Consider the following 13,467-nt stretch of genomic DNA (forward strand, 5'->3'; position numbering starts at 1 on the left):
GCGCGGTGGATGGAGGACGGGAACGTGGACTTCATCGGCCGGATCGACAACCAGGCGAAAATCCGGGGGTACCGGATTGAGACGGGCGAAGTCGAAGCGAAGCTGCTGAGTGTAGGTGGCGTGAAGGAAGCGGTCGTCGTCGTCAGGGAAGATCAAGAAGGTCAGAAAGCTTTGTGCGCTTATTATACAGCGGAAGAAGGCTTGACGGCGGCGGACCTGAAGCGGGCGATTGCCAGCGAGCTGCCGGGGTACATGATCCCGTCGTACTTCGTGGAGCTGGAGCGCCTGCCTCTGACGCCGAACGGAAAGATCGACCGGAAGGCGCTGCCGGCACCGGAAGGGGGAGCAAGCGCAAGCCGCGAATACGTGGAGCCGCGCACCGAACTTGAGGCGAAGCTGGCCGCCATTTGGCAGGATGTGCTTGTTCGGGAGAAGGCGGTAGGCGTAACGGACAACTTCTTCGACCTCGGCGGACACTCCCTGCGGGCGACGACGCTTGTCAGCAAAATGCATAAGGAGCTAGGCGTTGAATTCCCGCTTCGCGACGTATTCCGCTACTCGACGGTTGAGGAAATGGCCGCGGCTATGGAGCGGCTGGAGATCGGCTCGTTCACGGCTATTCCGGCTACGGAACCTAGCGAGTATTATCCGCTCTCTTCCGCTCAGAAACGTCTCTATATCTTGAACCAGCTGGAAGGCGCCGAGCTGAGCTACAACATACCGGGAGCTATGCTGCTCGAAGGGGAGCTCGACCGGCAGCGGTTTGAAGAAGCGTTCCGCGGGCTCGTAGCTCGTCATGAAACGCTGCGTGCCGGCTTTGAGATGGTAAAAGGCGAAGCGGTTCAGCGGATTTACGAAGAAGCCGCCTTCCAGGTGGAATATGTGCAGATCAGCGGGGAGCAGGCGGAAGAAACGGTGCGCCAATTCGTTCGTCCGTTTGATCTAGCGAAGCCGCCACTTCTGCGGGTAGGCCTTGCCGAACTGGCGCCGGACCGGCACATTCTAATGTTCGATACGCATCATATCGTATCTGACGGCGTTTCGATTGACGTACTGATCGAAGAGTTCGTCCGCTTGTACAGCGGGGAGCAGTTGGAGCCGCTCCGCATCCAGTACAAAGATTATGCGGTATGGCAGCAATCGGACGAGCAGAAAGCTCAGCTTGCCAAGCAGGAAGCCTACTGGCTCGACATGTTCCGCGGAGAGCTGCCGGTTTTGGAATTGCCGACGGACTATCCGCGCCCGGCTATGCAGAGCTACGAGGGCCGTACGCTGCAATTGTTTATGCATAGCGAGAAAAGCGAGAGTCTGAAACGGCTTGCAGCCGAGAACGGCGCAACACTTTACATGGTTCTGCTTGCTGGTTATACAATATTATTGCATAAATATACAGGGAAAGAAGACGTGGTGGTGGGTACGCCGATTGCGGGAAGAAATCACAGCGACGTTCAGCCGCTGATCGGGATGTTCGTCAATACCCTGGCCATCCGCAGTTATCCGGCTGCCGGTAAGACGTTCCTTGACTACTTGAAGGAAATCAAGGAGACGACACTGGGCGCTTTTGAACATCAGAATTATCCGTTTGAGGAACTGGTGGATAAGGTGAACGTGGCTCGCGATTTAAGCCGCAATCCGCTGTTCGATACGATGTTTGCTTTGCAGAATACAGAGAATTTGGAAATCCAGCTTCCCGGACTCCATTTGTCGACGTATGCCAGCGAAGAAATTGTTTCTAAATTCGATCTCAGCTTGGACGTCACGGAGATCGAGGAAGGCTTGGAATATCTGTTTGAATACGCCACTGCTCTTTATAAAACCGAAACGGTGGAGAAATTGGCCGCACACTACTTGCAGCTGCTTGAATCCATTCTCCGCAACCCGTCGGCGACTATTGCCGAGCTGGGTATTTTGACACCGGCGGAAAAAGAGCAAATTCTCGGCGCGTTTAACCCGGCGCAGCCGGAAGCAGCTCCTGCGGCCGCGTTCCACCGGCTGTTTGAGGAACAGGCGGAACGCACGCCGGAAGAGGCGGCCGTCGTGTACGAGAACGACCGGCTGACGTATGCGGAGCTGAACGAGCGGGCGAACCGCTTGGCGGCTACGCTGCGCGCAAGCGGCATCGGCCGGGAGACGATCGTCGGCATTCTCGCCGAGCGTTCGGTGGACTTGCTGGTGGCCGTGCTGGCTGTCTGGAAAGCGGGCGGGGCGTATGTGCCGCTCGACCCGGATTACCCGGCGGAGCGCGTGCGGTTCATGCTCGAAGACAGCGGAGCGAAGGTGCTGCTGACGCAAACGCCGCTGCGAGAGCGCGCCGAAGCCTGGCTCGGCGAAGAGGAGCTGGCGCTGGCGGCGGTGCTGTACCTGGACGACGAAACTTCGTACAGCGAGAAGCAGGCGAATGCCGACAGCTTCCATGAAGCCCATCCGGAGGATCTGGCGTACGTGATCTATACGTCGGGAACGACGGGCAAGCCGAAGGGCGTGATGATCGAGCACCGCAGCCTGGTGAACACGGCGGCGGGCTACCGGCGGGAATACCGGTTGGATGAGTTCCCGGTGCGGCTGCTGCAGCTCGCAAGCTTCTCGTTCGACGTGTTCGTGGGAGATATCGCGCGAACGCTGTACAACGGAGGCACGATGGTGATTGTGCCGAAGGACGACCGGATCGATCCGTCTCGTCTGCACCACTGGATGGAGCGGGAGCGGGTCACCATCTTCGAATCGACGCCGGCGCTGATCGTGCCGTTCCTGGAGTACGTGCACGAGCAGGGGCTGGATATGAGCTGGATGGAGCTGTTGATCACGAGCTCGGACAGCTGCAGCGTGGCGGATTACCGGACCTTGCAGGAACGCTTCGGCTCGTTGTTCCGGATCATCAACGCATACGGTGTGACGGAAGCGGCGATCGACTCCAGTTTCTACGACGAGGAGCTGGCGAAGCTGCCGCAGACAGGCCATGTGCCGATCGGCAAAGCGTGGCTGAATGCGAAATTCTACATCGTGGATGCGCATCTGAACCCGGTGCCGGTCGGGGTGCTGGGCGAGCTGGTCATCGGCGGAGTCGGAGTGGCGCGCGGGTACTTGAACCGTCCGGAGCTGACGGAAGAGAAGTTCGTAGACAGCCCGTTCGCCGCGGGCGAGCGGCTGTACCGCACGGGAGACTTGGCGCGGTGGATGGAAGACGGCAACGTGGACTTCATCGGCCGGATCGACAACCAGGCGAAAATCCGGGGCTACCGGATCGAGACGGGCGAGATCGAGTCGCAACTGCTGCGGGTGGAAGGCGTGCGCGAAGCGGTGGTGCTGGTTCGAAGTGATGCGAACGGGCAGAAAGCGCTGTGCGCGTACTACACAACGGATGGCGAACTGACGGCGGCTGACCTGAAACGGGCGATCTCCAGGGAGCTGCCGGGTTACATGATCCCGTCGTACTTCGTCGAGCTGGAGCGCCTGCCTCTGACGCCGAACGGGAAAATCGACCGGAAGGCGCTGCCGGCGCCGGAAGGGGGAGCAAGCGCAGGCCGCGAATACGTGGCGCCGCGCACCGAACTGGAGGCGAAACTGGTCGCCATCTGGCAGGACGTGCTCGGACCGGTCACGATTGGCGTGACGGACAACTTCTTCGACCTCGGCGGGCACTCCCTGCGGGCGACGACGCTGGTCAGCAAGGTGCACAAGGAGCTGAGCGTGGACCTGCCGCTGCGCGATGTGTTCCGGCACTCGACCATCGAAGCGATGGCCGAAGCGATCAGCCAATTGGAACGGCAGGAACACCTCTCCATTCCGGTTCTGGATAAGAGGGATTACTATCCGCTTTCCTCCGTGCAAAAACGGCTGTACATCCAGCAGCAGATGGAAGGCGCCGAGCTTAGCTACAACATGTCCGGCATGACGGTTCTCGTCGGGCGCTTGGAACGGAATCAATTCGAGGCAGCGCTCAAAGGATTGATAGCTCGTCACGAAATTTTGCGAACCGGCTTCGAAATGGTCGACGGCGAACCGGTACAACGGATTTATCAGGACTTGAAGTTTGCCGTCGAGTATACGAAAGCGACGGAAAGTGAAACGAAGAGCATCGTAGACGGCTTTGTGCGCGTCTTTGATTTGGAGCGGCCGCCGCTGCTGCGTGGGGGCTTAGTCGAATGGGAAGCGGAACGGCATCTGCTCATGCTGGACATCCATCATATCGTCACGGATGGCATGTCGATGGGCATCTTCGTCGAAGAGCTGCTGCGCCTGTATAACGGCGAGACTCTGGAACCGCTTCGGATTCAATACAAGGAATTCGCCGCTTGGCAGCAGTCCGAACCTGTAAAAGAGCGGCTGAAACGTCAGGAAGCCTACTGGCTGGACGTGCTGGAAGGCGAACTGCCGACGCTTGAACTGCCTACGGACTTTGTCAGACCTGCCGCTCGCAGCTTTGAGGGAGATGTGCTGCCTTTCAGCATCGACAAGCAGATGACCGACAGCTTGCAGCGCATCGCCGATGAGAACGGTGCCACCCTTTATATGGTGTTATTGGCGGCCTATTCAATCCTGCTCAGCAAGTACTCAGGACAAGAAGACTTCATTGTAGGCATACCGGTTTCGGGCCGCACACATGCCGACCTGGAGCCACTCATCGGAATGTTTGTCAACACTTTGGCGATTCGCCATTATCCGTCCGGGGAGCAGATGTTCCTCGCTTACTTGAACGAAGTCAAAGAAACGATGCTGGGGGCCTACGACCACCAGGATTATCCGTTCGAGGAGCTTGTGAAAAAGCTGCAGGCGCCGCGAGATCAAAGCCGCAATCCTGTATTCGATGTCATGTTTGTTCTGGAAACCAAGGAAGATAACGTTCAAAGCTTCGGGGATATCGAGATCGAATCTTATCCGGAAACTCATACGGTTTCCCAATTTGATCTTACCTTGGTCATTTCGTTGCTGGATGAGGGAATGAACGGGCAGTTTGAATATGCCACCAAGTTGTTTACGCGCAATCTGATCGACAATTTCGCTCAGGACCTGCTCGTGATCATCACCCAAATTTGCGAACAGCCTTCGGTGCTGTTGAAGGATATTTCCTTGAACGGGCAATCCGAACAGGAGCAAGATGTGCTAGAGGCCATTGATATTATTTTCTAATCCCTTACCCGGCTTGGGTGTATGCCGTATTTCTCTCGGTACGCATCCTGCCGGGTGTTTTTTTCCAAATGAAAGGGAAAAACCCACCACAGGAATCTGACGTCAAGTGCCGCTGAGTAACTATTTCAATATTGGAAAATCGACAAAACACAACAGAAATCGTAGTTTACCTTTGGTATACTAAGAATCAAACCATTCCATAAGTTCACTATTTAAAGAATGAAGTAAAATCAAGCTATCATTCAAACAAAAAAAGAGAATTAATAACTAGCTAGAGATATAATGGCACAGTACTTCTTGAACTCTCACGAACTACAGGGCGGTTAGTTCAAATATATGGACAATGGACTAAAGATGGACAGATTATTAGAGATAATTCTTTGAAAAAGAAAATTGATCATTTAAGCACGTTATATGCGACATTCAGTATATTGAGGAAATGGTTATGAGAATTTTATTATCGTAATAGTACAAGTTTCCAACTTTCTTTTTACGGTAATTTGTGGTGGTTTCAGACTTTTTATTTTTCGCGTTTATCACCTAACACTTTTTTCCATTATAAATACAACACCATTCTTAATTTGAAATATTACCTACAAGAAAATACAGTACCTTAACTCAAACAGTCTCAATGGAAAGTTTTTATATCGGGACTGTTTTTATTTTTTTATAGATAAGTAGGTGGAACAATGAAGATATAGGGGGAAAAATAAAGAGTATTCGGAAAACGAATAAACTCAATCGAATTCAGTTCTCACAGATTATTGGCGTATCGCAAGGGACTGTATTGGTAGTTCAACAAGTGCAAGCACAGTCTACCGGACAACTGGAACGGAGGAACGCAATGTACTCGGCGTACCTTAAAATTCTTAACGAAAATTTATGAGTAATCTATGCATATAATTCTAAAGAAAGTTTAAAAAATGGGGAATTGAAATAAGAGGTTTAGGAAGCAGAGCTTCTCCGCTGTACTTTTTATGCAAATAGCTATGTATTCAAAATTTCTCAGTCGCTTTGGCAAAGAAATGATGTCGCGAATTGGATTTTCAGATCAGGAAATTATGCTTCTTTTCTTTATGTCCGGAACATGGCTGAATCAATGCATCATCAAAAAAGCAGCCCCTACAGGGCTGCCAGAGTGTCGAGAAAGTCCAGAGGACTTTTCGACACTTCTATTTTTATATGGGGGAGACGCATCTTTTAAAACAAAAATCGATTTAAAACGATCTGAGGACCCTAGTTTTTAGACCACTAAGACAGTTTTAAACCCCCTGCAAAAAAACAGGGGGTTTCTCGACAGCCTGACAGCCCCTACAGGGCTGCTTTTGTACTACGGGCTAATTGCTCGTGTATTTTACCCAATCATATTCAGCGTATAGCGGATTCACTCCATTATACGAACCCAGCCAGTCGTCAACGCCAGTACCATTCCATAAATTCATCATAATCTTGCCTGGCGTGCTTGGTATGTTTGTAGTTGCCGTATGTTTTAAAACCCCGTCAACATACCACTTAATGTACCCTGGCTGCCAATCGAAAGCATAGGTGTGGAAGCCTCTTGATGCATCAAAGCCCAGATCAACAATCTTCTCGTGACCACCGACCCCGTTTGTATAATAGTTGAATTGCACTTTTGTCGTGTCTTTGCCTAAAAATTCAATATCTATTTCATCCCATTGCGTGCCATCAGTAGGTCCCGTATACGTAAAGAAGGAAGATACGATCCCAGTATTTTTAGCAGGCTTCATGCTGACCTCGTATAAGCCGTATCTGTAAGTGTTCGTCGATCGATACTCTCCACAGTCAAATTTATTGTACGCAGAACTTGTTAAGCCAAGCTTCATTTTGCCATCGTTCGTAAAATTGACATTATTGGCACGCCAAGTGCAATTAAACATGTTCCCATTGGAATATCCATCCGCCTTTTGCCATGCACCAGAATTGAAACCATTAAGTGGTTCCCAAAAAACATTCCCCGCATAAACGCTTACCGAAAAAAACAGAGAGACAATACCCGTGACCATTAAAGTGAACCAAGATTTCTTCTTCATTTTACACCTCCATAAAAGATTGACCAAACATGAAAGAAACGGCTGGCAATGATACATTATTTCAAGTATTGGCCGACTTATCGAAAAAATATAAAAGACTTCCATATTTGGTATCTTCATTGTAGCTTGAAATTGAGGCGTAGACTATAGCAAACTTAACGATTGAAAAATAATCTCAAAAAAAACTAAATTTTATCAAGTTGTGGTTTGGAAATGTAAGTTATACAATTAGATGCAATAAATACAAATAAACGTTATAATTTTCCATTAAGGGAGATGATGATTTTGCAATAGGATAGACTCAGGAAGCGGTGCCACTACATGTTTATACCATTTTATTCTTTTGGCATAATAGTCAATTAATTTTTGAGGAGGAGGCCTTTCTTTGAAAAAATTAGGTATGGTATGTAAAATAGTTCTGATACTTGTATTCATATTGCCTTTAAAACCGGTGTTTGACCAACATATAGATGCATGGTCAGGTATGCCCATGGGAGAGCTCCATGTCAGAGGCAATCAATTGGTGAACAGCAGCGGAAAACCTGTTGTTTTGAGTGGCTGGCATCAGCCGTCGGGAGCATACTGGACCTATCAAAACAGTAATTATTATCTCAAATTGAATGGTAACAATCGTCATGCAGCAATTTTGGCTTATTTGAAGGATATCACCGACACCTTTACAGACACCAGACCGAAGTATGGAAGCAACCACGGTTGGTATATGAATCAGGTCCGATTGTTTATTGACCGCCAGGATATGGGAGATGTGGCCGCAGGGTCATACAACTTCGCCGGTTTACAGGCAGTTACACAAAATGTGATTATTCCATACATCAATTATGCGAAAACAAAGGGCGTTTATGTTACCCTTGGTCTTGATTTCACTTTGGCTAACGACCAGGCTACAACACAATCCAATTTGGACAAATTTAATCAAATCTGGGGGTATCTTGCCTCGCAGCCGGCTATTAATAGCGCGGATAACGTCATGTTTGAACTGATCAACGAGCCAATTAAGTCGTATGCGAATGGGCATTGGGGAGGCTATCCCGGCGAGAATGATTTTCTTGACCATTGGAATGATCTGAGAAGATTCCAGAACTCTATCATTTCCACGATTCGAAGTAAAGGAGCGGATAATGTCATCTGGGCTGCAGGACTTGGATACAACCAATTTTACAGCCCGGTGGCAAAACACCCGCTGACAGACCCTTTGAACAACTACGGCTATGCTGTCCACTGGTATCCAGGCTACGGAGCTTATGATAACAAGGACAAGCTGCAATCGCAATGGAATTCCAACATTAAGGCGGCAGCTCAAGCCTATCCAATAAATATTACAGAATTTACCTGGTTCAAAACACAGCCCGGCGATTCAGAGTACTGGAATTTGTTTAACGGCTCTAATGATGGATTTGGGAAAAACACGAAGTCCATTTTTACAGCAGCCGGTAATGTCAGCATGACCGCACACATGAATGGCTTTCTGCTGGAATCTGGAGCAAGGAGTTCATTTGCGGACCCAACAGCAGGGTTAAAGTGGGATGGCGATACCCGACGTCAGGCGATGGCCCGCTTCTTGTTTGGCTGGTACTATGAGCGTGCACAGGCCTATCCGAGAGCACTACTCCAGAACAGTGAATCAGCAACGGATGATGTGCCTGCGGATGCACCGACTGATGTGCTTACAGATACATACATTAATGCACCGACTGACGCACAATCAGAATGATGTTAATACTTTCAGCTACCGACAGCCTATCCAATTGGATAGGCTGTCGTATTATTTTATAGAAATGAGAACTCAAAATCACTCGGCAGGCGGTGAACAAATGGAAGAAGAAAGCTCTTCGCGAATTATGTATGATGATCAGTTTATGAAGTTAGTAGAACTTGCTGTAACCTCTAATTTGGGATTCGCAAAGTTCAGTCACCTAACATTTACGTCCATTTTTAGGCTTCCGTTATGTAAGGTTGTTGAAATGATGAGGAGAGAGTATAGTTTGTATGTATTTATTTTGTGCGGGAAGAGGTTAATATGGCGACAATTCATGATGTAGCATTAAAAGCGGGCGTGTCGGTCACAACAGTATCCCGTGTAATGAACAACCGGGGATATATCAGCGAAACTACACGCAAAAAAGTGTTCGACGCAATGGAGGAACTTAATTATCAACCGAATGAAATAGCACGATCCCTATTGCGCAAGCAGTCTAATATTATTGGCCTGATTATTCCCGATGTCTCGCATCCTTTCTTCAGTGAGCTTGCCAATCAGGTTGAGTTCTATGCCTATCAGCAAAACTGCAAGGTCCTGCTGTGCAATTCCCATATGGATCCCGTGAAGGAAAAAGTGTATATCGATATGTTGAAGCGGAACCGGGTGGATGGCATCATTATGGGTAGCCATACATTAGAAGTAGAAGAGTACCGACATTTGAATTCACCGATTGTGACATTTGATAGACAGATTGACCCGTGTATTCCTTACATATCCTCGGATAATTATCGCGGAGGCGAGCTGGCTACGGAGCTGCTCATCAGCAAAGGCTGCCAGAAAATTGCGCATATATGCGGAAATCTGGAGCTGAACATGCTGTCCAATGAGCGGACCAAAGCATTCCGGGATGTCGTGGGCAGGGATGGTGTCCAGCATGTGATCGTTCAAACAGACTTGAATGTGTTCGACCAGAAGGAGTACGAGCGAATCATTTCAAAACTCGTTCATGAACATCCCGATGTTGATGGAGTGTTCGCAACAAGTGATATTATTGCGGCTTTTGCGCTGAAAGAATATATTCGCGCTGGAAGGCATGTGCCAGAGAATGTGCGCATTGTAGGCTTCGACGATGTAAGCGTTGCTTCCTGGCTGACGCCGGAACTTACATCGATAAGACAGCCGATTGCAGACATCGGCAGACTGGCGGTCGAGCTGATCCGCAGGCAGGCGGAAGGGGAGCAGGTACAACCTGTCAATCTGCTGCCTGTTGAACTAATTGAGCGTGCAACGACCTGAATGAAAATCTGTTCCTCTAACAAGGGGAACAGATTTTTTTTAGTACATGTTAAAAATTCAACATGTCAAACGATTGACACAAGTTAAACCCTTGACATATAATCCGTTTGTAAGCGTTTTATTTAAGTGTTCAGAGCCATTATATAAATAAGGGGATGACAACAATGAGGAAATTCATAAGAGTTCAATGGATGGTAATGCTGCTTCTTTTGGTTATGGTGGTGTCTGCATGCAGTGGCTCCGGAGGAGAAGGTAATTCGGCTTCTGGAGGGGGATCAGGGGATTCGAAAAATGTGAAAATTACGCTTTTGAACTCCAAAGGCGAAATCCTTCCACAGCTGGAGGAAGCCGCGAAGGCGTTCCAGAAAGACAATCCGGGCATTACTGTTGAAATCCAGCCGGTTCCGACTGGTGGATCTCCTTTTGAGCGTGCCTCTGCCTTGTATGCATCAGGAAACCCGCCGACCATGATCATGCTAGATACAGGCGATGTTGAGAAATTTAAGGACCGTATCCTCGATCTAAGCGGGGAAAAGTGGAATGCGGACACTGTTGAAAGCGCTACCACTGCTACGACAGTTGATGGTAAAAATTACGCGTTTCCACTGGCTGTTGAAGGCTACGGATTCATTTACAATAAAGCCGTTGTAGATAAAGCGGTAGGCGGAAGCTTTGATCCCACCACAATTAAAACCCGAAATGACCTTGAAAAACTGTTTCAGCAAATCGAGACATCCGGAAAGAAAGCACTGGTGATTTCATCAATGGACTGGTCCCTGGGCGCTCATTATTTGCCTCTTGCTTATGCAGGCCAGAACAAAGACATGGCTGAAGTGGACAAATTCATGGCGTCACTAAAAGCGGGCCAGGCGGACTTGGCTAATAATCCTGTATTTAACGGACTTATGGATACATTCGACGTCATGATGAAATACAATATCGATCAGGCTTCTCCGCTAGCAGGAACTTATGAACGCGGACCGGAACTGCTCGGCAAAGGTGAAGTTGGCATTTGGTTCATGGGCAACTGGGCATGGCCGCAAATCAACAGTTTTGATACCGCTAACAAAGAATATGGTTTTCTGCCTGTACCAATCAGCAACAATGCCGATGACTACGGCAATCAGGAGATTTCGTCTGCTGTATCCAAGCGCATTGTTATTGACAAGGAGAAGGCTACTCCAGAACAGCAAGAGGCGGCGAAGAAGTTCCTGAACTGGATCGTCTATGAAGAGAAAGGCCAGGATTTCCTCGTGAACCAAGCAAACATCATCCCGGCGTTCAAAAATATTACACTGCCTGCGGCCGATCCGCTGGGCAAGTCCATCCAGGATTATATCGCAAAAGGCAAGTCAGAGCAGTCGATGAGTATGCTGCCTGCCGACCACTGGTCCAAGACAGGATCTTCCATGCAAAAGTATCTGGCGAAACAGGGAGATCGAGCAACACTGGTTAAAGAAATCGAAAACTACTGGAAGACCGCAAAATAAGGTTGTTTTCAAATTACCTGGAATAGAGAGAGAAATCAGGGACAAAGAGGGGGATCATCATGATTGCGGAAAAAGGAGTATGGAATCGGCTGCGGACGCGGCTGCTGTTTACCGGACCAACCTTGTTTGCCTTCATAACGGTAATGATCATTCCATTTTTGTACGGCATCTATCTGACGTTCACAAACTGGGATGGTATTTCCACCACATTATCGCTGGTTGGCGTCCAAAACTATCTGGCTGTTTTTAGAGATATTGAGTTTTGGAAATCGTTCAGCTTGACGCTCAAGTATGTGTTTTATACCGTTGTTCTTATCAATGTGATCGCTTTCATGCTGGCTTATGTGCTGACAAAAGGGTTAAAAGGACAGAGTATTTTCCGGGCGGGATTTTTCCTGCCCAACCTTGTCGGCGGCATTGTACTCGGTTTTATATGGCAGTTTATATTCAACAACGTGCTTGTCTATTTGGGACAACATGCCAGCATACAGTCGCTCAGCACGACCTGGCTGGCTGATCCCGACAAAGCGTTCTGGGCACTCGTGATTGTAACCGTGTGGCAGAACGCGGGTTACATGATGGTCATTTACATCGCGGGATTGACGGGTGTACCGAATGATATTATGGAGGCCGCAAGCATTGATGGGGCAAACAGCTGGACCAGACTGCGGAAAATGGTGCTGCCCTTGATGGTTCCTTCTTTCATCGTATGTATATTCTTGTCCCTGCAGCGCGGATTTATGGTCTATGACGTGAACCTTGCGCTCACGAAAGGTGGGCCGTTTAGCAGTACTCAAATGGTGTCGATGCATGTGTATGAAAAGGCATTCCTTTCCCGTGATTATGGTGTGGGGCAGGCAGAAGCATTCGTATTGTTCCTGATGGTTGCTCTCATCACTCTGCTTCAGGTTTATTTTAGCAAGAAGTTGGAGGTGGAGGCGTAATGACAAGAAAAAGAATTGCTTCCTCCGTGATCAAATTCATTGTGCTGACAGTCATACTCATATTGTTCATCGTACCGTTCGTCTTTTTGCTGATCAATTCGTTCAAGGAAAACATGGCCATCACCTCAAATCCGTTATCGCTTCCAGAGAGCTTCAGTATGGTCAATTATATGAACGCATTTGATAAAATGAATTACATCGCTGCCTTCACCAACTCATTGGTCATAACGGTGTTAAGTGTTCTGTTTATCTCACTGTTCGCGGCGATGACGGCCCATTATTTTGTCAGAAACAACACCAAGTTCAACCAATATACATTTATGCTGATGGTTGCATCCATGATCATTCCATTCCAGGCTATCATGATTCCATTGGTGAAAATCTACGGGTCACTTGATCTGCTGAACAGCAAGTGGTCGCTGATTTACATGTATATCGGTTTTGGCAGCTCGCTGGCCGTCTTCATTTATCATGGTTTTGTAAAGAGTATTCCAAAGGAACTGGAGGAAGCGGCGCTAATTGACGGCTGCACGCGGTTTCAGACATTCTTCCGGATCGTGTTTCCGGTACTGATGCCCACGACTGCCACCATTTCCATTCTCAATGTACTATGGATCTGGAATGATTTTCTGTTGCCTTCCCTTATTCTGGTTGATCCGGAGCAAAGGACACTTCCGTTGTCCACGTACAACTTTTATGGAACCTATACAGTGGATTATGGTCCATTGATGGCAAGTTTGGTACTAACGATATTTCCGATCATTATTATCTATCTTTTCGCCCAGAAGTATATTATTCAGGGTGTTATGCAAGGCTCGATTAAATAACTGCAGGGGGAG

7 protein-coding genes are annotated in these 13,467 nt (G+C 48.6%); 6 read left to right on the forward strand and 1 reads right to left on the reverse strand.

All coding sequences use genetic code 11. The features are described from left to right. On the forward strand, positions 1-5,127 hold a 5,127-nt coding region (locus tag NLX74_RS17320), incomplete at its 5' end, for a non-ribosomal peptide synthetase (RefSeq protein WP_254329445.1). A gap of 1,337 nt (positions 5,128-6,464) precedes the next feature. Here the strand turns inward: NLX74_RS17320 and bglS are convergent. Then, the gene (gene bglS, locus NLX74_RS17325) at positions 6,465-7,178 is read right to left on the reverse strand and encodes a beta-glucanase (RefSeq protein WP_061828971.1); all 714 of its coding nucleotides are present in this window, start codon (positions 7,176-7,178) and stop codon (positions 6,465-6,467) included. Between the two features lie 385 nt (positions 7,179-7,563). Here bglS and NLX74_RS17330 point away from each other — a divergent pair, with 385 nt between their 5' ends. The 5 genes from NLX74_RS17330 to NLX74_RS17350 all read left to right on the forward strand — a co-directional run bounded on the left by NLX74_RS17330 (position 7,564) and on the right by NLX74_RS17350 (position 13,455). Then, the gene (locus NLX74_RS17330; protein ID WP_254329446.1) at positions 7,564-8,910 is read left to right on the forward strand and encodes a cellulase family glycosylhydrolase; all 1,347 of its coding nucleotides are present in this window, start codon (positions 7,564-7,566) and stop codon (positions 8,908-8,910) included. Positions 8,911-9,216: 306 nt separating this feature from the next. Next, positions 9,217-10,194 carry a LacI family DNA-binding transcriptional regulator gene (locus tag NLX74_RS17335; RefSeq protein WP_254329447.1) on the forward strand — a complete coding sequence of 326 codons (978 nt, stop codon included), beginning with the start codon at positions 9,217-9,219 and terminating at the stop codon, positions 10,192-10,194. Between the two features lie 164 nt (positions 10,195-10,358). Continuing rightward, the gene (locus NLX74_RS17340; protein WP_254329448.1) at positions 10,359-11,684 is read left to right on the forward strand and encodes an ABC transporter substrate-binding protein; all 1,326 of its coding nucleotides are present in this window, start codon (positions 10,359-10,361) and stop codon (positions 11,682-11,684) included. A 59-nt stretch (positions 11,685-11,743) separates the two neighbouring features. Further along, positions 11,744-12,628, forward strand: a complete 885-nt coding sequence (locus tag NLX74_RS17345; protein WP_061828966.1) for a carbohydrate ABC transporter permease — start codon at positions 11,744-11,746, stop codon at positions 12,626-12,628. Further along, entirely contained in the window at positions 12,628-13,455 is an 828-nt protein-coding gene (locus tag NLX74_RS17350) for a carbohydrate ABC transporter permease (RefSeq protein WP_023990432.1), read from the forward strand. The genes NLX74_RS17345 and NLX74_RS17350 overlap by 1 nt, the downstream gene beginning before the upstream one ends. Positions 13,456-13,467 lie beyond the last annotated feature (12 nt).

The sequence above is a fragment of the Paenibacillus sp. MZ03-122A genome (genome assembly GCF_024213325.1).
In the GTDB taxonomy this organism is placed as follows: domain Bacteria; phylum Bacillota; class Bacilli; order Paenibacillales; family Paenibacillaceae; genus Paenibacillus; species Paenibacillus polymyxa_B.